At 71.2% G+C, this 22,930-nt stretch carries 24 protein-coding genes; 12 read left to right on the forward strand and 12 right to left on the reverse strand.

Annotation, left to right across the window (positions count from 1 at the left end; genetic code table 11):
- The 3 genes from ACQB60_RS09165 to ACQB60_RS09175 are packed head-to-tail and all read right to left on the reverse strand — an operon-like array spanning position 1 to position 2,952.
- On the reverse strand, positions 1 to 1,035 hold the full coding sequence (locus ACQB60_RS09165; protein WP_496925331.1) for a PAS domain-containing sensor histidine kinase: 1,035 nt from the start codon (positions 1,033 to 1,035) through the stop codon (positions 1 to 3).
- Positions 1,028 to 2,617, reverse strand: a complete 1,590-nt coding sequence (gene kaiC, locus ACQB60_RS09170; RefSeq protein WP_496925332.1) for a circadian clock protein KaiC — start codon at positions 2,615 to 2,617, stop codon at positions 1,028 to 1,030. The genes ACQB60_RS09165 and kaiC overlap by 8 nt, the downstream gene beginning before the upstream one ends.
- A complete protein-coding gene (locus ACQB60_RS09175; RefSeq protein ID WP_496925333.1) occupies positions 2,614 to 2,952 on the reverse strand; it encodes a circadian clock KaiB family protein in 339 nt (112 codons plus the stop codon). Before ACQB60_RS09175 ends, kaiC begins: the two co-directional genes overlap by 4 nt.
- Positions 2,953 to 3,164: 212 nt before the next feature.
- Here ACQB60_RS09175 and ACQB60_RS09180 point away from each other — a divergent pair, with 212 nt between their 5' ends.
- Entirely contained in the window at positions 3,165 to 3,785 is a 621-nt protein-coding gene (locus tag ACQB60_RS09180) for a response regulator (RefSeq protein ID WP_496925334.1), read from the forward strand.
- 448 nt (positions 3,786 to 4,233) lie between these two features.
- Here ACQB60_RS09180 and ACQB60_RS09185 read toward each other — a convergent pair whose 3' ends face one another.
- Positions 4,234 to 4,815 carry an adenylosuccinate lyase gene (locus ACQB60_RS09185; RefSeq protein ID WP_496925335.1) on the reverse strand — a complete coding sequence of 194 codons (582 nt, stop codon included), beginning with the start codon at positions 4,813 to 4,815 and terminating at the stop codon, positions 4,234 to 4,236.
- Between the two features lie 395 nt (positions 4,816 to 5,210).
- Here ACQB60_RS09185 and ACQB60_RS09190 point away from each other — a divergent pair, with 395 nt between their 5' ends.
- Together ACQB60_RS09190 and ACQB60_RS09195 are read left to right on the forward strand one after the other, a co-directional pair.
- On the forward strand, positions 5,211 to 7,004 hold the full coding sequence (locus tag ACQB60_RS09190) for a 3-hydroxyacyl-CoA dehydrogenase family protein (protein WP_496925336.1): 1,794 nt from the start codon (positions 5,211 to 5,213) through the stop codon (positions 7,002 to 7,004).
- 139 nt (positions 7,005 to 7,143) lie between these two features.
- Positions 7,144 to 7,974 carry a TetR family transcriptional regulator gene (locus tag ACQB60_RS09195; RefSeq protein WP_496925656.1) on the forward strand — a complete coding sequence of 277 codons (831 nt, stop codon included), beginning with the start codon at positions 7,144 to 7,146 and terminating at the stop codon, positions 7,972 to 7,974.
- A gap of 119 nt (positions 7,975 to 8,093) precedes the next feature.
- Here the strand turns inward: ACQB60_RS09195 and ACQB60_RS09200 are convergent, their stop codons facing one another.
- From ACQB60_RS09200 to ACQB60_RS09220, 5 genes are all read right to left on the reverse strand, one after another.
- Positions 8,094 to 8,558, reverse strand: coding sequence for a GNAT family N-acetyltransferase (locus ACQB60_RS09200; RefSeq protein ID WP_496925337.1), 465 nt, complete (start codon positions 8,556 to 8,558; stop codon positions 8,094 to 8,096).
- A 29-nt stretch (positions 8,559 to 8,587) separates the two neighbouring features.
- Positions 8,588 to 9,088, reverse strand: a complete 501-nt coding sequence (locus ACQB60_RS09205; protein ID WP_496925338.1) for a hypothetical protein — start codon at positions 9,086 to 9,088, stop codon at positions 8,588 to 8,590.
- Between the two features lie 4 nt (positions 9,089 to 9,092).
- A complete protein-coding gene (locus ACQB60_RS09210; protein WP_496925339.1) occupies positions 9,093 to 9,791 on the reverse strand; it encodes a hypothetical protein in 699 nt (232 codons plus the stop codon).
- A 116-nt stretch (positions 9,792 to 9,907) separates the two neighbouring features.
- Positions 9,908 to 10,282 (reverse strand): toxin Doc, encoded by a 375-nt coding sequence (locus ACQB60_RS09215; protein WP_496925340.1) that lies wholly within the window; start codon positions 10,280 to 10,282, stop codon positions 9,908 to 9,910.
- Positions 10,282 to 10,524: a hypothetical protein gene (locus ACQB60_RS09220; RefSeq protein ID WP_496925341.1), complete on the reverse strand. Its 243-nt coding sequence runs from the start codon at positions 10,522 to 10,524 to the stop codon at positions 10,282 to 10,284. Before ACQB60_RS09220 ends, ACQB60_RS09215 begins: the two co-directional genes overlap by 1 nt.
- A 391-nt stretch (positions 10,525 to 10,915) precedes the next feature.
- Here ACQB60_RS09220 and ccrA point away from each other — a divergent pair, with 391 nt between their 5' ends.
- The 7 genes from ccrA (at position 10,916) to pssA (ending at position 18,710) form a co-directional block, all read left to right on the forward strand.
- A complete protein-coding gene (gene ccrA / locus ACQB60_RS09225; protein WP_496925342.1) occupies positions 10,916 to 12,253 on the forward strand; it encodes a crotonyl-CoA carboxylase/reductase in 1,338 nt (445 codons plus the stop codon).
- A gap of 1 nt (position 12,254) precedes the next feature.
- A complete protein-coding gene (locus ACQB60_RS09230; protein ID WP_496925657.1) occupies positions 12,255 to 14,327 on the forward strand; it encodes a protein meaA in 2,073 nt (690 codons plus the stop codon).
- Positions 14,324 to 15,295, forward strand: a complete 972-nt coding sequence (locus ACQB60_RS09235; RefSeq protein WP_496925343.1) for an HpcH/HpaI aldolase/citrate lyase family protein — start codon at positions 14,324 to 14,326, stop codon at positions 15,293 to 15,295. Before ACQB60_RS09230 ends, ACQB60_RS09235 begins: the two co-directional genes overlap by 4 nt.
- Positions 15,296 to 15,301: 6 nt before the next feature.
- Positions 15,302 to 15,826, forward strand: coding sequence for a MaoC family dehydratase (locus tag ACQB60_RS09240; RefSeq protein WP_496925344.1), 525 nt, complete (start codon positions 15,302 to 15,304; stop codon positions 15,824 to 15,826).
- 2 nt (positions 15,827 to 15,828) lie between these two features.
- The gene (locus ACQB60_RS09245) at positions 15,829 to 17,034 is read left to right on the forward strand and encodes an acyl-CoA dehydrogenase family protein (protein ID WP_384828279.1); all 1,206 of its coding nucleotides are present in this window, start codon (positions 15,829 to 15,831) and stop codon (positions 17,032 to 17,034) included.
- A gap of 172 nt (positions 17,035 to 17,206) precedes the next feature.
- Entirely contained in the window at positions 17,207 to 17,863 is a 657-nt protein-coding gene (locus ACQB60_RS09250; RefSeq protein WP_496925345.1) for a phosphatidylserine decarboxylase, read from the forward strand.
- Positions 17,850 to 18,710 carry a CDP-diacylglycerol--serine O-phosphatidyltransferase gene (pssA, locus tag ACQB60_RS09255; protein ID WP_384828283.1) on the forward strand — a complete coding sequence of 287 codons (861 nt, stop codon included), beginning with the start codon at positions 17,850 to 17,852 and terminating at the stop codon, positions 18,708 to 18,710. Before ACQB60_RS09250 ends, pssA begins: the two co-directional genes overlap by 14 nt.
- A 117-nt stretch (positions 18,711 to 18,827) precedes the next feature.
- Here the strand turns inward: pssA and ACQB60_RS09260 are convergent, their stop codons facing one another.
- Positions 18,828 to 19,676 (reverse strand): PhzF family phenazine biosynthesis isomerase, encoded by an 849-nt coding sequence (locus tag ACQB60_RS09260; protein WP_496925346.1) that lies wholly within the window; start codon positions 19,674 to 19,676, stop codon positions 18,828 to 18,830.
- A gap of 161 nt (positions 19,677 to 19,837) precedes the next feature.
- Between ACQB60_RS09260 and ACQB60_RS09265 the strand changes: the two genes are divergently transcribed.
- On the forward strand, positions 19,838 to 20,437 hold the full coding sequence (locus tag ACQB60_RS09265; RefSeq protein ID WP_496925347.1) for a TetR/AcrR family transcriptional regulator: 600 nt from the start codon (positions 19,838 to 19,840) through the stop codon (positions 20,435 to 20,437).
- 49 nt (positions 20,438 to 20,486) lie between these two features.
- Here ACQB60_RS09265 and ACQB60_RS09270 read toward each other — a convergent pair whose 3' ends face one another.
- Positions 20,487 to 20,909, reverse strand: a complete 423-nt coding sequence (locus ACQB60_RS09270; RefSeq protein ID WP_496925348.1) for a winged helix-turn-helix transcriptional regulator — start codon at positions 20,907 to 20,909, stop codon at positions 20,487 to 20,489.
- A gap of 102 nt (positions 20,910 to 21,011) precedes the next feature.
- Here ACQB60_RS09270 and ACQB60_RS09275 point away from each other — a divergent pair, with 102 nt between their 5' ends.
- On the forward strand, positions 21,012 to 21,863 hold the full coding sequence (locus ACQB60_RS09275; RefSeq protein ID WP_496925658.1) for an alpha/beta fold hydrolase: 852 nt from the start codon (positions 21,012 to 21,014) through the stop codon (positions 21,861 to 21,863).
- 33 nt (positions 21,864 to 21,896) lie between these two features.
- On the opposite strand, the gene ACQB60_RS09280 is transcribed toward ACQB60_RS09275, so the two are convergent.
- Positions 21,897 to 22,910, reverse strand: coding sequence for a zinc-binding dehydrogenase (locus ACQB60_RS09280; protein ID WP_496925349.1), 1,014 nt, complete (start codon positions 22,908 to 22,910; stop codon positions 21,897 to 21,899).
- Positions 22,911 to 22,930: the final 20 nt, after the last annotated feature.

A 22,930-nucleotide genomic window follows, 5' to 3' on the forward strand; every position in this document is an offset into this window, starting at 1 on the left:
CTACGACCGGCTGTCGGCCCGCCGCACGCTCACACAGAACACCGCGCCCACCGGCCGCCCCGGCTCGTACCACGCGTCGCCGCCGCCCGCGCGCGCCAGGCTGCGGGCGATCCACAGCCCGAGGCCGGTGCCCGGGGCCTCGGCCTGCGGGCCCCGGCGGTAGCGCTCGAAGAGGTGCGGCACGAAGGACTCGGGGACGCCGGGCCCCTGGTCGGCCACGCGCACCTCGATGCGGTGCCCGGTGTCGCGCGCCGTGATGGTGACGGGTCCGTGGCTGTAAGTGGCCGCGTTCTCCAGGTAGTTGCCGATGACCTCCGCGAAGGCGAGGCGGTCGACCAGGGCCGTCAGCCCCGGCGGGACGCCGATGCGCAGGTCCATGTCGCGGGTGTCGGCCTCCGCGAGCCGTTCCAGGAGAAGACCGAGCAGCCCCACCGGCTCGGAGTCGGGCTCGACGGCGCCGGGCTGCCCCTGACCACCCGACCGGACCTGGCCGTCGATGCGGGCCGCGGTCAGCAACTTCCGTACCAGCGACTGGAGATGGGCCGTGCGCTCCGCTATCCGCTCGACGATCTCCGTCCTGCGCTCGGCGGTGAGGCCGGGCGGTTCCTCCCGCAGGACGTGCACGAGGGCGCCGAGCGCCGCGAGCGGGTTGTGCAGCTGGTGCGCGGCCACCGCGACCACCACGGTCCGCTCCTCCAGGGCGTGCTCCAGGGCCAGTTCGGCCTCGCGCCTGCGGGTGGCGTCGCGCAGCGCGGCCACATACAGCCGCTCGCCGTCGAGCCGGGCGGCCGTCACACGCATCTCCACCGTCCTGGTCCCGCCGGCCGGCAGCACGAGCACGACCTCGGTGGACTCGCCCGCCACCAGCGGGAAGCCGAACTCGGAGCCGATCACCTCGGCCAGGGGTCGCTCCAGGAGGGCGGCGGCGGCCGGGTTGCAGGCCCGTACCACCCCGGCGCCGTCGACCGCCACGATCCCGTCCGCCGAGGCGTGCAGCACGGCCCGGTAGAGATCCTCCGGTTCCGGCTCAGCCATCGCGCGGGTCGCCGCTCCCCTCCACGGCGTCCGGGCCCGGCGGGTCCGCGTCCGCCGTGGCGTGCTCGCCCTGCTCCGCCGTCCCCGGCCCCGTCACCACGCCACTGCCCACGAAGATGTGCGCGACACTGCGCATCGGCTCCCCGACCCGCATGCCCCGTTCGTTGATGAACACCTCGCGCACATGGTGGTCGTGGTCGGTGCCCCGGGTCTTGAGGACGGCCAGGGCCCGGCGCACGACGCCGACGTGCTCCACGTACCGCAGCAGCAGGTTGACGTCGGTGAGGCTGGCGAGCTCCACCGTGATCGCCGCGCCGTCCGAGGGTCCGGCCGACGTGGGCGCCGAGGTGATCAAGGTAGTGATCTCGTTCGACTGCAGGACGGCGCCCAGCGAGATCACGAAGTCGAGCAGGGCGCGCGGCCCCGCGACGCGCTGCAGGGCGGACAGGCTGTCGATCGCGACCCGGTGCGGCCGGAACTCGTCGATGGTGCGCTTGAGTTGGATGAAGTGTTCCTCGATGGAGGCGCTCTCCGGGTACTCGGAGTTCAGCCGAAGCGTCCCGGCCCCGATGAGCTTCTTCAGGTCGAGGCCCCAGCCCTGGGCACTGCGATGCAGCTGCTCGGGCGTCTCGTCGAAGGAGTGGAACAGCGCGCGCTCGCCCCGCTCGTGGGCGGCGGCCGTGAAGAACAGACTGGTGAGGGTCTTGCCCGTGCCGGTGGGGCCGGTGAGCATGACGACCGCGTCGCGGTAGACGCCTCCGCGGCACATGGCGTCGAGCCCCTTGTTGCCCAGCGTCACCCGTTCCAGGGTGGGCCTGCTGCGCGGGCGCAGATACGCGATCGGCATGACGACGATGCCCGCACCCGGATCGATGGTGAACTGCCACTCGCCCGTACGGTGCCGGGCCCCGCGGAACTTGACGATCTCGACCGTGCGCCGTCTGCGCCCCTCGTTCAGCGTGTTGCGCAGCATGATCACGTTGTTGAGGGCGAACTCCTCGACGCTGTGCCGCACGGGGCTCAGGCTGTTGCCGTCGGTGCGCTCCGAGGTGAACACCGCGGTGACGCCGAGGGCTTCGAGGGCCGCGGCGATGCGCAGCAGCTCGTGCCGGACGACCGCCGTGTCGGGAAAGCGCAGGAAGACGGAGTCGAGGGAGTCCAGGGAGACCCTGCGGGCGCCGGTGCGCTCCACGGCGCGCCGGATCCTGGCGAGCACCGCCGTGAAGTCGTACGCCCCGATCACGGGGCTCTCCTCGGTGAGGTCGGGCGTGGCGTCCACGAACACCCAGCGGTCCGCGGCCTCCCAGTCGGTCACGGTGAAGCCCAGCGAGAGCGCGTTGCGGCGGATGTCCTCGGGGGTCTCCTCGAAGGTGACGAAGACGCCGGGCTCGTCGTGGGAGAGCACCCCGCGGGCCAGGAACTCCAGGGCGAACAGGGTCTTTCCGCTGCCCGTCGTCCCGGCCACGAGCGTCGCGCGGCCGTCCGGCAGGCCGCCGAGCGCGAGCTGGTCGAAGCCGCTGATGCCGGTGGCGAGGCGCGCCGCACCGGCCGCTCGCCGAGCCGGGCCCCCGCCGCCGCTCATGAGCCCCTCGCCGTGTCTTCGCCGGTCATGTCCGCCCCGCTCTCCTGGTCCGCCCCGTTCCACACGCCGAGCAGCCCGAGCGCGGCTGCGGCGCGGTCGGTGTCCGCGAGGTCCCCGATCACCCTGCGGCGCGGCGGCGGGGCCATGCGCACCACTGTCGGTGTCGCGAAGACCCGTGCCTCGTCGGCGAGTTCGGGCTTGCCCAGGACGTCGACCACCTTGATCTCGAAGCGGTTGGGGATGTGCGTACAGCACAGCAGCCGTAAGTTCGCCAACGCGGCCGTGGACCGCTCCGTGGTTCCTGCGGCATACAGCACGAACGAATATGTGGTCACCGTCGGTGCCCCGTTCCTTGCCGTGCCGAGCCGTCGCCCCCTTCCCCGGTCGCACGTAGCAACTCTCCTGCGCACCCGCCGACTCGCACCAGATGCGGGGAGCGTATTTCCGGTGCGGGAAGTCCGCCCGGCGCCGGTCGGGCCTGACGGTGCGGCCATGGGCCCATACGCTGGAGAGGGCTCCCCTCCCCAGCGGAAGGGACGTTCCGGAAATGATCCGCGTGCTCGTGGTGGAGGACGAACGAGCCCTGGCCGAGGCGCTGGCCATCGCGATCGGAATCGAGTCCGACCTGGAGTGCGTGGCGGCCGTGGGTACGGTCGACGAGGCGCTGCGGGAGGCGGCCCGTCGACCGCCCGCGGTGACGCTCATGGACATCCATCTGCCGGGCACCGACGGCGTCGAGGGCTCCCGGCTGCTCAAGGCCGCGCACCCCGGCACGCGCGTCGTCTTCCTCACCGCCGATCCGCGCCCGGACCAGCTGACGCGCGCCGTGGCCGCGGGCGCCTCCGCGTTCCTCGCCAAGCACAGTACGTTCCCCGACATCCTCGCCGCGATCCGCAGCACCGCCCAGGGAAAGCTCCTGGTCGAGGAGTCGGCGCTGCAGGGCGGGGACAGGGCCCCCGGCGGCGGGCTCACCGTCCGCGAGTACGAGGTCCTGGTGCTGCTCGCGCAGGGCCAGGACCTGAGGACGATCGCCGGGCGGCTGGTCCTGAGCCGGCACACGGTGCGCGGCCATGTGAAGAGCGTCCTTGCGAAGCTGGGCGCGCACAGCCAGCTGGAGGCGGTGGTCACGGCCACGCGCCGGGGCATCCTGCCGGGCCGGAGGCCGTGAGGGCCTGCGGGCAGCGGCGTGCGGGCAGCCCAGCTGAGGGGTGGGGGCGTGCGGGCAGCCCATCTGAGGGGTGGGCCGCCCCTGTTGAGGGGGGTGAACGGCCCCGTTGAGGGATGGCAGCGGGCCCGGCCCGGCCCCTATCGTTCCCTTCGTGCGGTTGTCACGACGGCGGGCGGAATGGCTCCCCGTCGAGCGGCTTTCCCTGACCCGCGTCGCATCCGGCCGGACAACCGCACCGAACCAGACATGGGCCGAGAGACAGCGGCCCGCTGACCCAGCCAGGGGCCGCCGGACCAAGGTCCCCTTCCGTGTCGCGGCGCGCACAGCAGCGATCTCCCCGCGACAGCGCAGGACCGAGATTTCGCCCGTCTCCCGCCGGGCGAATCCCCCGGCGGCCCTCTCCTCGCCACCACTCCCGGGGCATGCGGCACCGCTCCCCGGGAAGGCGTCACCGCTTCCCGGGGATCCGCGCCAGCGCCGCCGAAGCCGCCGCCGCGAGCCGCGGAAACCCGCACGCCTCGGTCAGCACGGGCCGCGCCCGCGCGTCCCCCAGCGCGCCGAGCCCCTCCACGCACGCCAACGCGACCTTCCCGTACGGGTCGTGGGGGTTCAGGCGCCGCCGCAGCGTGGCGATCAGGGCGGGTGCCGACTCGGGGGCGCGCAGCTCCGTGAGCAGGCGGACGGGGTGGAGGGCGTAGGCGACGCGCAGCTCGTTCGTCGCGAGGGCCGCCGCCGCGCGGGCGGTGCGCGGGTCGCGCAGCCGCCCCAGGGCGTAGGCGGCGGCCGCGCACCGGGGCGGGTCCCGGTGGTTGAGGAGCAGGACGAGGGACTCGAAGGCCCGCCGGTCCCCCGCGACACCGAGCCGCACCGCCGCCAACTCCCGTGCCCACAGGGGCTGTCCGTCGGCGGTCAGCACCCCGGCGAGCTCATCGAGGTCCCCGATCGCCGCGAGCCGCGCATAGACCCGCGAGCCCTCCGCACCCGCCTCCCGACGTAAACGTTCCGTCACCGTCCGCAACTCCGCATCCATGCCGGGAGCCTAGGCAACTTGCCGAGCCCGCGCGACGTAGGTCACAGAGATCGGCGAACGATGAGGGCTGGCGCGCTCGTTACTCGCCGGTTAATCTCATGTGAGCGGGGCACACTCCCCGTAGCACACAGCACGACCTCGCAGTGGCCTGGTGACGCAGCCGCTGTGAGTGCCCAGTCGGTTCGGTACCTCAGGCACCCAGAGCACCTCAGGTACTTCCTCACGACGTCGGCCCCGGGACAGGGCCCGTCGGCTCCCTTCACCAGGCGTGCGCACGCCCTGCACCGCAGCGCGCCCGCCCGGCCGCGACAGGCACCAACTCCCGCACGCCGTGCGCCCTTTCGGCGTTCCCGCGTGCGCCCCCTCAGTCGTCACTCACCTCCTGGAGTCCACCCATGGACGCTCCCACTCCCCTGCCCTTGACCACCGTCGCCGTCGTCGGTCTCGGCACGATGGGCACCGGTATCGCCGAGGTGCTGGCCCGCGCCGGGCGTGAGGTCATCGGCATCGACATCAGCGAGCGCGCGGCCGCCCAGGCCGTGACCGCCCTGGAGTCCTCGACCGCGCGGGCCGTGCGCCGCGAGCGCCTCACCGAGAGCGAGCGCGGCGACGTCCTCGCCCGCTTCCGCACCTTCACCGACCTGCAGGCCGCCGCCGACGCCGACCTGGTGATCGAGGTCGTCCCCGAGTCGTACGAGATCAAGCAGCAGATCTTCCGCGAGCTGGACTCCGTGGTCCGCCCCGACACGATCGTCGCGACCGGCACCAACGCCCTGTCCGTGACCCGCCTCGCCGCCGAATCGGCGCGCCCCGAGCGGGTGCTCGGCCTGCACTTCTTCAACCCGGCGCCCGCGATGAAGCTCGTCGAGGTGGTCTCCTCGGTCCTGACCGCCCCGACCGCCGTCGCCGCCGTCACCGACCTCGCGCTCGCCCTCGGCAAGGAGCCCGTGGCCGTGGGCGACCGCCCCGGCTTCGTCGCCGACGGCCTGCTCTTCGGCTACCTCAACCAGGCCGCCGCGATGTACGAGGCGAAGTACGCGAGCCGCGAGGACATCGACGCCGCGATGAGGCTGGGCTGCGGCCTGCCGATGGGTCCGCTCGCCCTGCTCGACCTGATCGGCGTCGACACCGCCCGCACCGTCCTGGACGCGATGTACTCGGAGTCGCACGACCGCCTCCACGCCCCCGCGCCGATCCTCAAGCAGCTCAGCGAGGCGGGCCTGACCGGCCGCAAGTCCGGGCGCGGCTTCTACACGTACGAGGAGCCGGGCAGCGCGGTGGTGGTGCGCGACGCCCTGACCCCGCTGGAGGGCGCCGCGACCGCCGAGGGCCGCCCGGTGCGCTCCGTGGGCGTCGCGGGCTCGGGCACGATGGCGTCCGGCATCGCGGAGGTCTTCGCGAAGGCCGGGTACGACGTGGTGCTCGCGGCCCGCAGCGAGGAGAAGGCGGAGAAGGCCAAGTCCCGTATCGGCAAGTCCCTTTCGCGCTCCGTCGACAAGGGCCGGCTGACCGCGGAAGCGGCCGCGGAGACCCTGGACCGGATCACCCCGGCGGGCAGCTACGACTCCTTCGCGGACGTCGATCTCGCCGTGGAGGCGGTCGCCGAGGACCTGGAGGTCAAGCAGCAGCTGTTCGCGGCGCTCGACAAGGTCTGCAAGCCCGGCGCGATCCTCGCCACGACCACCTCCTCCCTCCCGGTGGTGGCCTGCGCCCGCGCCACCTCGCGCCCGCGCGACGTGATCGGCATGCACTTCTTCAACCCGGCCCCGGCGATGAAGCTCGTCGAGGTCGTTCGCACGGTCCTCACCACGGACGACGTGCACGCGACCGTCCGCGACCTGTGCACAAAGATCCGCAAGCACCCGGTGGACTGCGGCGACCGCGCGGGCTTCATCGTGAACGCGCTGCTGTTCCCGTACCTGAACAACGCGATCAAGATGGTCCAGGAGCACTACGCCTCGCTCGACGACATCGACGCCGCGATGAAGCTCGGCGGCGGCTACCCCATGGGCCCCTTCGAGCTCCTTGACGTCGTCGGCCTGGACGTCTCGCTGGCCATCGAGCGCGTCCTGCACCGCGAGTTCCGCGACCCGGGCCTGGCCCCCGCCCCGCTCCTGGAGCACCTGGTGGCCGCGGGCTGCCTCGGCCGCAAGTCCGGCCGCGGCTTCCGCGAATATGCCCGTCGCTGAGCCGGACAGGGCCGGGTACGACGGCCGGGCGGACGGCCCCGCGCCCGCGCGCGGGGCCCTGCGTACGGAACGTACGGACTGGGGCGGGCTGCTCGATCCGCCGGGCGGCCCCGTCCCTGCTCCGCACCACGCCACGCATATGCAGTACGTTCAGGGCATGCCCAAGGCCGCCAAGTCCTCACGTACCGCCCCGCCCGACCCCGCTCCGGAGAGCTCGGCCGGGAGCCGCGCCGCGGCCCAACGGCTCAAGATGCGCCGGGAGCTGGCCGCCGCGGCGATGGAGCTGTTCGCCACCAAGGGCTACGAGGCGACGACGGTCGACGAGATCGCGGCGGCGGCCGGGGTGGCCCGCCGCACCTTCTTCCGCCACTTCCGCTCCAAGGAAGAGGCGATCTTCCCGGACCACGACGACACCCTGATCCGCGCGGAGGCGGTCCTGAACGCCGCCCCGGCCCACGAGCACCCGCTCGACACGGTCTGCCGCGGCATCAAGGAAGTCATGAAGATGTACGCGGCCTCGCCCGGCGTCTCCGTCGAGCGCTACCGCCTCACCCGCGAGGTCCCCACCCTGCGCGAGCGCGAGATCGCCTCGGTGGCCCGCTACGAGCGCCTCTTCACCCGCTATCTCCTGGGCCACTTCGACGAGCAGGCCCACCACGACGGCAACGACGACCCGCTGCTCGCCGAGGTCGCCGCGTCGGCCGTCGTGACGGCCCACAACCACGTGCTGCGGCGGTGGCTGCGGGCCGGGGGCCAGGGGGACGTGGAGACGCAGCTGGACCACGCGTTCGCGATCGTGCGGCGCACCTTCGGGACGGGGATCGGCGCGGGCCGCGACTCCGCGTCCGCCGCCACGCCCGCGGCGACGGCGTCGGCGCAGGGCGAGGTCCTGGTCACGGTGGCGCGGACCGACGCGCCGCTGGAGGAGATCATGGGGACGATCGAGAAGGCGCTGCGAGAGCGCTCGTAGCGCCTTCCCGCCCCCTGCCACCGCTCCCGCTCGCGCTCCCCCCTGCCGCCGATCCCGCTCCCGCTCGCGCTCCCCCCCTGCCGCCGATCCCGCTCCCGCTCCCCTCCACCCCCGCCCGTTCAACTGACGGCGACGGACAGTTGGTAGCGCAACTTCTCCTTCGCCCGGGCGCCGAGGCGGTCGTAGAAGCGGATGGCGCCCGTGTTCCAGGGCGGCGTCTGCCACTGGACCTGCCCGAGCCCAAGCTCCCGCGCCTCGTCCACGACGGCCTGCACGAGCCGCTCACCGACCTTGAGCCCCCGGCAGCCCTCGCGCAGGAACAGGCAGTCCATGTGCAGGTACTCGGCGCCGTCCCACGTGGAGATCTCGGGCGCGCACGTGGCGTACCCGATGAGCTCCCCACCCCCTGACGCGTCACCCAACTCGGCGACGAAGCACCGCAGTCGGGGCTCCCGGGCCCCGAACAGCAGCGCCGCCAGCCGCTCGGCGAGGTCCACCGGCGGAGGTGCGGCGTTCTCGTAGGCGGCGTGCTCACCCGCGAGCAGGGCGACGTCGGCGAGATCGCCGGCACGGGCACGCCGCACCCGAGCACCACGCGCACCGGCAACGCCCGTCACCGGGCCTCCCCCTCCAGCACGTCGTCACCCCAGGCCGCCAGCCGCTCCTCGACGGTTCCGTGCCCGTCGAGCACATGCCGGGTGAAGGCGTCCCGCTCGTGCGCCAGGACCGCCGCCTCCCACACACAGGGGGCCAATCCCGCCCGGCCGGGCCGCAGTTGGGCGGGGTCACCGGCCGGACCGGTGAAGACGGCGAGGTCGGACATATAGCCCTCGATCCAGGTGTGCACGAGGACGTAGTCGCCGTCGCCGCCTGCGTGGACGAGCACGACGGACAGCCCGAGGGACCCGCGCTGCGGCGCCGACGCGAGATGCCCGGCGGCGACCCGCAGCGCGCTCTCCACGCCTTCGTCGTCGACGCTCCGCCCAGGAGCCTCGATCACACAGACCTTCACGAGGTGCCCGGCAAGCGAACGACTCCCCAACGACCGCACGGCACGGGTGTGATAGCCGTCGGCCAGCGCCGTCAGAGCATCCGAATCGACAAGATCAGTCATGCACTCATGATGCACGGGAGGGCCCGAGGGCCGACGGGGCGAGGTCGTCCCCGGGCGGACCGACGTCACCGCTCTTCCACTCGGGGTCATAGGCGCAGGGAACGGAGGCTCCCCCGGTGAAGTACTCCCGGTCCTGGTACCAGGTGAAGGACATCCGCTGATCGCCACCGTCCCGCTGGACGAACAGGTCCCAGGAGTCGCCCTTGCCCTTGCCGCCCTCACGGTAGGAGCTGACCTCCCAACCGTCCTCCTCCAAGTGCCGACGCAGCTTCCGCAGCCCGGGAACGGCCTGACCGGCGGGGACGTGATTCACGGCCCAGCGGTGGCTCATCGTGTAGGCACCGTCGACGGTCTTGTCGTCGAGCCCCAGCAGCCCTCCGTCGTAGCAGTAGCCGGAGCTGAAGGTGTTCTCCGTGCTCACGCCGATGCGCTCGACGCCCGGCCGCACGGTGCGCTGGAACCCCATGAGGTCGTACGCCTCCTGGGAGCGCTGGAAGGCCCGCCCGGCCATGTCCTCCGGCGCGACCCGCGGATAGTCCGTCGCGTCCTCGGCCTTCCACACGAGGAGGGCGATCGCCACGAACACGAGCACCACCGCCACGCCACCGCACCCGAGGACCCCGACGAGGCAGGAGGACGCCTTGGGCTCGGCCGGGGTGGCGGGGGCGACGGGGCCGGCAGGGGCAGGAGTCTCTTGGGACATGCGGGGACGGTATGCCGGGGAGGGGCGCGGCGGATGGGGGCGGGTACCCGGGCAGGGGTGGGTACGCGTACTCAATTGATCTACGCGGCCGCCGCGGGCGGGCCCCGCGACGGCTGTCAGATCCGCCAGGCCCTCAACTGCGCGGCGGCGTCCGCGAGTCCGGCCTCGTGCGCGCGGATCCTGCGGACGAGTTCGGGGAGCGCACCGTACGGGGGGTCGATGCCTTCGCCGGACTGGCCCATGTACTGGGCCGCGACGATCGCCGCGAACAGCGAGTTGCGGTAGGGCAGGGGCTCCAGGCGTACGAGGGTGTGGAGCAGGGCCGCGGCGCGCCAGGCCGCGTCCGGGTCGGCGGCGGCCAGGGTCGGCAGCCGCGTCCGGTGCCGGGCGACGGCGGCGACGAGTGCCGAGTAGTCGGCGACGGTGACGTCCTCGGGGACGGCTTGTTCCTGGACGTCGAGGAGCCAGGCGACGTCGATGTGGAGGACCATCAGGCGGCGTCGGCTCCCCGGTGGGGGCGGGGGTCGGGCGGGGCCTCGTCGGGGAACGCCTCGTCGAACTGGTCGCGGAGCCGGTCCGCCCACTCGAGCGCGCCGCTGACGAACTGCTTGCGCTGCATCTCCCGCACGCCGAGGTCGTGCAAGTACTGCTTGAGGCTCTTGTTCTCGGCGGCCGCGGCGGCGCGGACGCCTTCCAGTTCCTCTTCGGTGAAGGGCACGTTCAGGGAGGGCATGCCTTCATGGTATCCAGCCAGGTACCAACTAGGTACCTGGCGGGTAGCCGACCTCCCCGCACCCCTCTGACCTGCACTGATCGATCATCGCTCAAAAATTTTTGGCACCCAGTGTCTTGCACGCTGGCACGCGGTGCCATACGTTGAAGTCGTCCGGGCGGCCGGCGTACAGAGATCTTCCGTACGCCGGCTGTCCCCGCAAACCCCGCACCGCCGGGGCGAGCGCGCCCGGACGCCTGCGTCACAGGCAACCTCCCGCGCACACACAGCGCTGCCGAAGCTCCACCCCGCCGAACCGACGGCACAGCTCTCACCACAGCACCCTCAGCAGCCAGCAACGCATCCCGACGAAACCCTCAGCGCTCCTCTCAGCGCTCGCCGGAGGCACCCCGTGAACGAAATCCTGGACGCGATCCAGTCCGAGAACGCCACGTCCGCCGACTTCGCCGCTCTCCCCCTGCCGGAGTCGTACCGCGCGGTCACCGTCCACAAGGACGAGACGGAGATGTTCGCCGGGCTCACCACCCGCGACAAGGACCCCCGCAAGTCCCTGCACCTCGACGACGTCCCGGTCCCCGAACTCGGCCCCGGCGAGGCCCTGGTGGCCGTCATGGCCAGCTCGGTGAACTACAACTCGGTGTGGACCAGCATCTTCGAGCCGCTCTCGACCTTCGGGTTCCTCGAAAGGTACGGAAAGCTCAGCGAGCTGACGAAGCGTCATGACCTGCCGTACCACGTCATCGGCTCCGACCTCGCGGGCGTCGTCCTGCGCACCGGCCCCGGTGTCAACGCCTGGCACCCCGGTGACGAGGTCGTCGCGCACTGCCTCTCCGTCGAGCTGGAGTCCAGCGACGGCCACAACGACACGATGCTCGACCCCGAGCAGCGCATCTGGGGCTTCGAGACCAACTTCGGCGGCCTCGCCGAGATCGCCCTCGTCAAGTCCAACCAGCTCATGCCCAAGCCCGACCACCTGAGCTGGGAGGAGGCCGCCGCCCCCGGGCTGGTGAACTCCACCGCCTACCGGCAGCTGGTCTCCCGCAACGGCGCCGGGATGAAGCAGGGCGACAACGTCCTGATCTGGGGCGCCTCCGGTGGACTCGGCTCCTACGCCACCCAGTTCGCGCTCGCGGGCGGCGCCAACCCCATCTGCGTCGTCTCCAGCGAGCAGAAGGCCGACATCTGCCGCTCGATGGGCGCCGAGGCGATCATCGACCGCAACGCCGAGGGCTACAAGTTCTGGAAGGACGAGCGCACCCAGGACCCGAAGGAGTGGAAGCGCTTCGGCAAGCGCATCCGCGAGTTCACCGGCGGCGAGGACATCGACATCGTCTTCGAGCACCCCGGCCGCGAGACCTTCGGCGCCTCGGTCTACGTCACCCGCAAGGGCGGCACCATCACCACCTGCGCCTCCACCTCGGGCTACATGCACGAGTACGACAACCGCTACCTGTGGATGTCCCTGAAGCGCATCATCGGCTCGCACTTCGCCAACTACCGCGAGGCGTGGGAGGCCAACCGCCTCATCGCCAAGGGCAAGATCCACCCGACGCTCTCGAAGGTGTACTCCCTCGAAGAGACCGGGCAGGCCGCCTACGACGTGCACCGCAACCTCCACCAGGGCAAGGTCGGCGTCCTCGCCCTCGCGCCCACCGAGGGACTCGGCGTGCGCGACCAGGAGAAGCGCGCCCAGCACATCGACGCCATCAACCGCTTCCGCAACATCTGAACTGCCCCAGGAGCGCGTACAGATGACTGAGCGTCAGAAGGACCGTCCGTGGCTCATGCGCACCTACGCCGGTCACTCCACGGCGGAGGCGTCGAACGAGCTGTACCGGCGCAACCTCGCCAAGGGCCAGACCGGTCTGTCGGTCGCGTTCGACCTGCCGACGCAGACGGGCTACGACCCGGACCACATCCTCGCCCGCGGCGAGGTCGGCCGGGTCGGCGTCCCGGTCTCCCATCTCGGGGACATGCGCAGGCTGTTCCAGGACATCCCCCTGGAGCAGATGAACACCTCGATGACCATCAACGCCACCGCGATGTGGCTCCTGGCGCTCTACCAGGTGGTCGCCGAGGAGCAGGGCGCCGACATCACCAAGCTCCAGGGGACGACGCAGAACGACATCGTCAAGGAGTACCTGTCGCGGGGCACCCACGTGTTCCCGCCGGGGCCCTCGCTGCGGCTGACGACGGACATGATCACGTACACCGTCGCGCACATCCCCAAGTGGAACCCGATCAACATCTGCAGCTACCACCTGCAGGAGGCGGGGGCCACTCCGGTGCAGGAGATCGCGTACGCGATGTCCACCGCCATCGCCGTCCTGGACGCCGTGCGCGACTCCGGGCAGGTCCCCGAGGAGAAGTTCGGGGACGTCGTGGCCCGCATCTCCTTCTTCGTGAACGCGGGCGTCCGCTTCATCGAGGAGATGTGCAAGATGCGGGCGTTCGGGCAGCTCTGGGACCGGGTCACGCGTGAGCGGTACGGGATCACCGACCCCAAGCAGCGCCGCTTCCGTTACGGGGTGCAGGTCAACTCCCTCGGCCTGACCGAGGCGCAGCCCGAGAACAACGTCCAGCGGATCGTGCTCGAAATGCTGGCCGTGACGCTGTCGAAGGACGCACGCGCGCGTGCCGTGCAACTTCCGGCCTGGAACGAGGCGTTGGGGCTCCCCCGGCCCTGGGACCAGCAGTGGTCGCTGCGCATCCAGCAGGTCCTCGCGCACGAGTCGGACCTCCTGGAGTACGAGGACATCTTCGCGGGCTCGCGGGTCGTCGAGGCGAAGGTGGACGCCCTCGTCGAGGAGTCCCTGGAGGAGATGGACCGGATCGAGCAGATGGGCGGCGCGATGGCCGCCGTCGAGTCGGGCTACCTCAAGTCGCAGCTCGTCTCCTCGCACGCCGAGCGGCGCGCCCGCATCGAGTCCGGCGAGGAGAAGATCGTCGGCGTCAACTCCTTCGAGTCGACGGAGCCGAGCCCGCTCACCTCGGACCTGGACACCGCGATCATGACGGTGGACCCGGCGGTCGAGGCGCGCGTGGTGTCGGCGCTCGACACCTGGCGCACCACGCGTCAGGAGTCCTCCGACCGCCAGGGCGAGGGCGACCCGTTCCACTACCCGACCACCCGGCAGGCCCTCGACCACCTCAAGGAGGTGGCCGCGGGGACGGGCAACCTCATGGAAGCCACTCTGGAGTGCGCACGCGCCGGTGTGACGACCGGGGAGTGGTCGGGTGCCCTGCGGGAGGTCTTCGGCGAGTTCCGGGCGCCCACGGGCGTCTCCAGCGCTCCGGTGGCCGTCACCGCCGAGGCGGGCACGCCGCTGGCCGTCGTGCGCGAGAAGGTCGAGAAGACCGCCGCGGACCTCGGCGTCGGCAAGCTCCGCTTCCTGGTCGGCAAGCCGGGCCTGGACGGGCACTCCAACGGCGCCGAGCAGATCGCCGTCCGCGCGCGGGACGCCGGCTTCGAGGTGGTCTACCAGGGCATCCGGCTCACGCCCGAGCAGATCGTGGACGCCGCGCTCGCGGAGGACGTGCACGCCGTGGGCCTGTCGATCCTCTCGGGCTCGCACGCACAGCTCGTGCCGGACGTCCTGGAGCGCCTGCGGGCGGCGGGCGCGCCCGACATTCCCGTGATCGCGGGAGGCATCATCCCCAACAGCGACGCCGAGGACCTGAAGGCCGCGGGTGTGGCCGCCGTCTTCACCCCGAAGGACTTCGGCATCACGGAGATCATCGGCCGTATCGTCGACGAGATCCGGAAAGCGAACAAGCTCGACCCTCTGGAGGTCCCCGCATGACCGAGAGCACCCCCGTCAACCGGCTTCGCCCGCGTCGCTCCTGCCTGGCGGTCCCCGGCTCCAACCCCCGCTTCCTGGAGAAGGCCCAGGGCCTCCCGGCCGACCAGGTCTTCCTCGACCTGGAGGACGCCTGCGCCCCGCTGGCCAAGCCGGAGGCCCGGCACACCATCGTCAAGTTCCTCAACGAGGGCGACTGGACGGGCAAGACGCGGGTCGTGCGCGTCAACGACTGGACCACCGAGTGGACGTACCGCGACGTCGTCACGGTCGTCGAGGGCGCCGGCCAGAACCTCGACTGCATCATGCTGCCGAAGGTGCAGACGGCCGACCAGGTCGTGGCCCTCGACCTCCTCCTGACCCAGATCGAGAAGACGATGGGCTTCGAGGTCGGCAAGATCGGCATCGAGGCGCAGATCGAGAACGCCCAGGGCCTCAACAACGTCAACGCGATCGCGGAGGCGTCCCCGCGCGTCGAGACGATCATCTTCGGCCCGGCCGACTTCATGGCGTCGATCAACATGAAGTCCCTCGTCGTCGGCGAGCAGCCGCCCGGCTACCCCGCGGACGCGTACCACTTCATCCTGATGAAGATCCTGATGGCGGCCCGCGCCAACAACCTCCAGGCGATCGACGGCCCCTACCTCCAGATCAAGAACGTCGACGGCTACCGCGAGGTCGCGAACCGCGCCGCCGCGCTCGGCTTCGACGGCAAGTGGGTGCTGCACCCCGGCCAGGTGGAGGCGGCCAACGAGGTGTTCTCGCCCTCCCAGGAGGACTTCGACCACGCCGAGCTGATCCTGGACGCGTACGAGTACTACACGTCCGAGGCGGGCGGCAAGAAGGGCTCGGCGATGCTCGGCGACGAGATGATCGACGAGGCGAGCCGGAAGATGGCGCTCGTCATCTCCGGGAAGGGCCGTGCGGCGGGCATGCAGCGCACGTCGAAGTTCGAAGCCCCGGAGGCGTAAGACACCATGCAATTCGGCCGCACCTACGAAGAGTTCACCGTCGGGGACGTCTACAAGCACTGGCCCGGCAAGACGGTCACCGAGTACGACGACCACCTCTTCTGTCTCCTGACGATGAACCACCACCCCCTCCACATGGACACCAACTATGCGGAGAAGACGACGGACTTCGGCAAGAACGTCGTCGTGGGCAACTACATCTACTCGCTCCTGCTCGGCATGTCCGTGCCGGACGTCTCCGGCAAGGCGATCGCCAACCTGGAGATCGAGTCGCTGAAGCACGTGGCGCCGACCTTCCACGGCGACACCATCTACGGCGAGACGACCGTCCTCGACAAGACGCCCTCCAAGTCCAAGAGCGACCGCGGGATCGTCTACGTGGAGACCAAGGGCTACAAGCAGGACGGCACGCTGGTCTGCGTGTTCCGCCGCAAGGTGATGGTGCCCACCGAGACGTACATCAAGGAGCGCGGCGGCGAACAGCCCGGCCGCCCGGAGCTGAACGCCCCTTCGAAGAGCACGGAGAAGTAGCCATGAGCCGACTCGCCCAGACCGCCGGACTCACCGACGTCCAGCAGGAGATCCTGTCCACCGTCCGGGACTTCGTCGACAAGGAGATCATCCCGGTCGCCACGGAGCTGGAGCACCGCGACGAGTACCCGCAGCAGATCGTCGACGGCCTCAAGGAGTTGGGCCTCTTCGGCCTCATGATCCCGGAGGAGTACGGGGGTCTGGGCGAGTCGCTGCTCACCTACGCGCTGTGCGTGGAGGAGATAGCGCGTGGCTGGATGTCGGTGTCCGGCATCATCAACACGCACTTCATCGTGGCGTACATGCTCAAGCAGCACGGCACGCAGGAGCAGAAGGAGACGTTCCTGCCGCGCATGGCGCTCGGCGAGGTGCGGGGCGCGTTCTCGATGTCGGAGCCGGGCCTCGGCTCGGATGTGTCGGCGATCACATCCAAGGGCGTCAAGGACGGCGACGAGTACGTCCTCAACGGCCAGAAGATGTGGCTGACGAACGGCGGATCGTCGACTTTGGTGGCCGTTCTGTGCCGAAGTGACGAAGGACACCCCGAGGGCACCGCGCCCCACAAGTCGATGACGACCTTCCTCGTCGAGAAGGAGCCCGGCTTCGGAGAGGTCCGGCCCGGCCTCACCATCCCCGGGAAGATCGACAAGATGGGTTACAAGGGCGTCGACACCACCGAACTCATCATGGATGAACTGCGCATTCCGGCCAATAGGGTCCTCGGCGGGACCACCGGACGCGGGTTTTACCAAATGATGGACGGCGTGGAAGTCGGCCGCGTGAATGTCGCCGCGCGTGGTTGCGGCGTCGCCCAGCGTGCCTTCGAACTGGGTGTCTCTTATGCCCAGCAGCGCCACACTTTCGGCAAGCCGATCGCCCAGCACCAGGCGATCCAGTTCAAGCTGGCCGAGATGGCTACCAAGGTTGAGGCCGCCCATGCGATGATGGTCAATGCAGCACGCAAAAAGGACTCCGGGGAGCGAAACGACCTGGAGGCGGGGATGGCCAAGTACCTCGCGTCCGAGTACTGCAAAGAAGTCGTAGAGGACGCGTTCCGGATTCATGGCGGCTACGGCTTCTCCAAGGAGTACGAGATCGAGCGTCTCTACCGCGAGGCACCGATGCTGCTGATCGGTGAAGGTACCGCCGAGATCCAGAAAATGATCATTGGCCGACGACTGCTCGAAGAGTATCGATTCCAGGGCTGAATGCCCGAATTGGGGCGATTTCTTCGGGACGAAGATCACACCCTGTCAACACGCTTCAGCCCCCGACTCGGCTTCCTGGCTTGCCCAGTTGTGGCTCGCAACCGATACCATCCCGGGAAAAGCCGCCGTCCCCCTCTACGCAGCGCGGCATCATCCGCTACGAAGGTCATCCATGCCCCACAGCCAAACCTCTGCACCTCGCGACAGCCGGGCCGGCGTACGCCTCGCGCGCGGAGCATCGCCGTGGCTCCTGCCGACCGTCGCCACCGCGGCACTCAGCCTGGCCAAGGCCCGCCGCTCCAAGGGCGCGGCGGTGGTCGCCGTACCTGCGACCGCCCTCGCGGCCGGAATGCTGTGGTTCTTCCGCGACCCGGAGCGTGAGATCACCCAGGGCCGGGTGATCTCCCCGGCCGACGGCGTGGTGCAGAGCATCATGCCGTGGAAGGACGGACGCACCCGCGTCGCGATCTTCATGAGCCCGCTGAACGTCCACGTCAACCGCGCGCCCCTCGCGGGCACGGTGACGTCCGTGGAGCACATCCCCGGCGGGTTCGTCCCGGCGTTCAACAAGGAGAGCGAGAACAACGAGCGCGTTGTCTGGCACTTCGACACCGAGCTCGGCGACATCGAGATGATCCAGATCGCGGGCGCCGTCGCGCGACGCATCGTGCCGTACGTGCCGCAGGGCACGAAGGTGGAGCAGGGCGAGCGGATCGGCCTGATCCGCTTCGGCTCCCGCGTCGACATCTACCTCCCCGAGGGTGTCGAGGTGGACGTCGAGGTCGGTCAGAAGACCGTGGCTGGGGTGACTCGCATTGACCGTGGTTGATCCTGATACACAAGCGGGCTGGGTGCCCGAAGCCGCTGAGGACGACGCGGACGAGGAGATGCCCCTCTCGCTCCGCCTCTCAATAGCGGACACCCTCACGCTCGGCAACGCCACGTGCGGATTCATGGCGGTGTACTTCACCACCACCGGAATCCTCATCCCGCACCTGTCGGGCGACGAGTCGGGCATGGCCCGCAACAGCGCCGCCACCGCGGTGATCCTGATGCTGTGCGCGGCCGTCTTCGACCTCTTCGACGGGCTCGTGGCCCGCAAGCTGCGGTCGTCGCCGATGGGCGCGGAGCTGGACAACCTCTCCGACCTCATCAGCTTCGGCCTGGCCCCCGCGTACTTCGTGCTCGTGTACGGCATGGTCGCCAGAGACGCGCATGAGCGGGTCGCGGCGGTGGGCGCCATCGTGGTGCTGCTGGCGGTGGTGCTGCGGCTTGCGAGATTCTCCTGCGTGACGCTGCCGGACGGCACGTTCCAGGGCATGCCCTCGCCCTTCGGGGCACTGACGGTGGTCTCGATCGTGCTTCTGGAGCTGCCCTTCGTGGCCACGCTCCTCGCGATCATCGGCACGGCCTGGCTGATGGTGAGCCGGGTCGAGTACCCGAAGCCGCGGGGTCCGCTCGCGGTGGCGATGCTCTCGTGGATCGTCGCGGCCATGGGGCTGCTCGCGGCCTGGGCGTTCGACGCCCCCGGCGGCCAGCTGCTCCTGCAGACCGGCTGCGCGCTCCAGCTCGTCCTCGGCGCGGTGATCCCCCTCTTCGCCACGGCGCGGCGGGTGAACAACTTCCGGGGCAACCGGCGGGAGGCACGGGAGGCCGAGGCGGCGCAGCTGCCGTAACGCCACTCCGGATTTCCGTACGACGGCGAAGGGCCCGAACCACATGGTTCGGGCCCTTCGCCGTTTCCCGTCCGTGCCGGGTCGCCGGGTCTCCGTCTGCCTCTGGCGGTACGGGGGTCAGTGCTCGACCTTGGTGGCCGCCCCCGACACCCGCACCCGCGGGTCCCCCGCCCGCAGCTCGACCTCCAGCAAGGAGGGGCTGCCCATGTCGTGGCCCTGGTGGATGGTGAACCGGGCGTCCGACGGGACCAGGTCCAGGGCGCGGACGTAGCCGCCGAAGGCGGCCGCGGCGGCGCCGGTCGCGGCGTCCTCGACCACGCCGCCCACCGGGAACGGGTCGCGGGCGTGGAAGACCGTCTCGGACTCCCGCCACACCAGCTGCACCGTCGTCAGCCGCAGCCGCTCCATGAGCGCGAGCAGCCGCCCGAAGTCGTAGTCCAGGTCGGCGAGCCGCTCCCGGGTGGCAGCGGCGAGCACCAGGTGGTCGTTGCCGCCGAAGGCGATGCGGGGCGGCAGCGCCTCGTCCAGCTCCGCGCGCGACCACCGGAGCGCGGCGAGGGCCTCGTCGAGGTCGGCGGCCGCGACCTCCCGCACCCGCGGCTCGACGCTGGTCAGGGTGGCCCGCAGGGTGCCGTCCCGCTCCGTGACCGTCACCGGCACCGGCCCCACCACCGAGTGGAAGAGGAAGTCGCCCGCCCCGTCGCGCTCGGCGAGGGCTACGGAGGTCGCGACCAGGGCGTGGCCGCAGAAGTCGACCTCGGCCTTGGGGCTGAAGAACCGGACGGTGAAGGAACGCGGGGCGCCGTCGGGGCCGGGCGTGACGAACGCCGATTCCGAGTAGCCGACCTCGGCCGCGATCGCGAGCATCCGCGGGTCGTCGAGGGCGGCGGCGTCGAGGACGACTCCGGCGCGGTTGCCGCCGGCGGGGTCGTCGGAGAAGGCGGTGTAGTGCAGTACGTGGGTCACGGCTTTCCTTCGCTGGGTGGGTGGCCAGGCTGGGGGCGGCGAGCACCGGATGAGGGCACCGAGCACCGACGGGGAGCACCGGCGCGGCGGCGAGACCGTCGTCGGTCTCGGCAGATCCTTAGTCAAGACTGCCGGTCTCGTCAACGGCTATCCTTCACGTCATGCCCACGACGCCCGAATCCGAGCGGCGGCCGCACACCGGGCGGCGCCGCAACGAGGCCGCGCGGCAGGCGATCCTCGCCGCGGCCCGGCGGCTGCTCGCCGAGAACGCGCCCGGCAGGCCGGTGACGGTGGACGCCATCGCCAGGGAAGCCGGGATCGGGAAACAGACGATCTACCGCTGGTGGCCGTCGAAGGGCGCCGTCCTCCTTGAAGCGCTCACGAGCGTCGCCCGCGACGAGGTCCGCACGCCCGACACCGGCGCGCTCGAGTCCGATCTGGCGGCCTTCCTCGGCGACATCTTCCGGGCGGGGACGGCACCGGACAACGCCGCCCTCCTGCGCAACCTGGCCACCGAGGCGGCGCGCGACGCCCAGGTCGCCGAGCTGCTCCTGGGCTTCACCCGGACCCGGCGCGCCGACCTCCGCACGCTCCTGGAGCGGGCCGGGGAGCGCGGCGAGGTGGCGCCCGGCACCGACCTGGACCTCCTCGTGGACCAGGCGTTCGGCGTCTACTGGTTCCGCTTCCTGTCGGGCCTCGCCCCGCTGACTCCGGCGGTGGCCCGCGAACTCGCGCGCACGCTGGCACGGGGCGCCCGCTGACCTCACGGCGCGGCCTCAGCGGTCGGCCGCCGGAGTGCGACCCGGCTGACTACCGCGAGGGGCTCGCGGGTGACTCGTCGGCGAGCTGGTTGTTGCGGTCGATCTCCGCCATGTGCGTCTCGGCCCAGACCCGCAGGGCGGAGAGCCGTCTTTCGAGGGACAGGCCGAGCTCGGTGAGCCGGTAGTGGACGGCGGGCGGCACGGTGGGTTCCACGCGGCGCGCGACCAGGCCGTCGCGGACCAGGCTCTGCAGGGTGACGGACAGCATCTTCTGTGAGATGCCGGGGATGCGGCGCCGCAGTTCCGCGAAGCGGAGCTCGTCCGGAGCCTCCTCGGCCAGCACCTTGACCGCCATCGACGTCCACTTGGTGCCGATGCGGTCCAGCAACTGGCGGGTCGGGCAGCGCGGATCCAGCACATCACCCCGCTCACCGCGTCGCGGGCCGGGTTCGCCGGTCCTCGATGTGGTCACTCCGGGCTCACCACCTGAAGGGAAAGTGCCGTCTTGGACGGCCCAGGATAGTTCCCTAGCGTGACGTGGTCACCATTCCTCACCATCTACCTGGAGCCCTCCATGCCCGAGCTGCGGCGCGTCCCCGTCAACGGTGTCGAACTGAACGTCGCTCTCGCCGGGTCGGGCCCGGCCGTCCTGCTGCTGCACGGTTTCCCGCACACCTGGGAGCTGTGGACGGACGTGATGGCCGACCTGTCCGGCCGCTACCGCGTCATCGCGCCGGACCTGCGCGGGTTCGGCGCGAGCGGCCCGGCCGCCTCCGGGTACGACGCGGGCACCCTGGCCGAGGACGCCGCGGCGCTCCTCACCGCGCTCGGTGTGTCCTCGGCCGCGGTGGTGGGCATCGACGCGGGTGCCGCGCCGGCCTTCCTCCTCGCCCTGCGCCGCCCCGGTCTCGTCCGGCGCCTGGCCGTCATGGAGTCCCTTCTGGGCAGGCTGCCCGGCGCCGAGGACTTCCTCGCCGACGGGCCGCCGTGGTGGTTCGGCTTCCACTCCGCCGCGCCCGGCCTCGCCGAGACCGTGCTGGAGGGCCACGAGGCCGCCTACGTCGACTGGTTCCTGCGCGCCGGCACGCTCGGCGACGGGGTGCGCCCCGCCCTCCGGGACGCCTTCGTCCGCGCATACACCGGCCGCCAGGCGCTGAGCCGCGCGTTCTCGTACTACCGGGCGCTGCCCGAGAGCGCGGTACAGATCGAGCAGGCCCTCGCCACCACCCGCCTGACGGTGCCGACGATGGCGCTGGGCGCCCGGCCCGTCGGTGCCGCGCTGGAACGCCAGCTCCGCCCGGTCACCGACGACCTCACCGGACACGTCATCGAAGACTGCGGCCACATCATCCCGCTGCACCGCCCGCGCGCCCTGCTCACGCTGCTGCGTCCGTTCCTGGCCGGTGAGGACGCGAAGGCAGCCTGACCGGGACGGCGGCCGCCTTTCGACATGCGCGCCCTAGGGCCGCACCAGCACCTTCACGTGCTCCTCCGGCTCCGCCAGCATCGCGAACGCGGCGTCGACGTCGTCGAAGCCGACCTCCGCCGTGATCAGGGCCGCCGCGTCGACCCTCCCCTCCGCGATGCGGCGCAGCGTCGCCGCGAACTCCTCCGGCGGGTAGGCCATGCACATGGTGACGGTGATGTCCTTGTAGATCCCGACGACGGGCCGGAACACGTCCTCCGTCATGCACGCCCCGATGAGCAGCACGCGGGTCGAGCGGGGCGCCCGGTGGAGGATGGTGTTGAGCATGCCGGGCCGCCCTGAGCACTCGTAGACGGTCAGCTCCTGCCCGGCGGACGACGCCTCCCGCCAGGCGTCGAAGGGGTCCCGCTCTCCTGGGTCCACGACGACGTGCGCCCCGAAGCGCCCGGCGAGGGCCCGCCGCTTCTGTGCGGGCTCCGATACGACGACGGGCGCGACGCCGCGCTCCAGCAGGGCCGCGGTGGCGCCGAGACCGATGGGGCCCGCCCCGAGGACGAGGGCGCCGGAGCCGGGTGCGGGGTCCGCCCGCGCCACGTTCCCGAAGCCGACGGCGAGGGGTTCGGTGAGGGCGGCGACGCATGGGTCCACGGAGGCGGGGACCGGCACGAGGGCGGCTTCCTGCAGCACGAGGCGCTCGCCGAAGCCGCCGGGGAAGGTGTTGGAGTAGCCGATGGTGCGGAGGGTCCCCGCGCCGTCGAGCGCCCACGGGAGGCCGACCACGACCTGCCCCTCCCACTCCCCCGGGCCGAGCACCCGCGCGCACAGCTCGTGGCCCAGCACCAGGTCCGCGTCCGGGTCGAAGAGGAAGGACTCCGTGCCCGAGTCGCGCGAGGCGGCGAGGAAGTCGGCGGTGTGCCGGGCGGCGGAGAGATCGGACCCGCAGATCCCGGTGGCCAGACTCTCGGCAAGCACCTGCCCCGGCCCCGGCACGGGCTCGGCCACCTCATCGACGACGAACCGCCCCCGCCGCAGCACGGCGGCCCGCATCACCGGCCCTCACCCGCGCC

This window comes from Streptomyces odontotermitis (genome assembly GCF_050510915.1).
Taxonomy (GTDB): Bacteria; Actinomycetota; Actinomycetes; order Streptomycetales; family Streptomycetaceae; genus Streptomyces.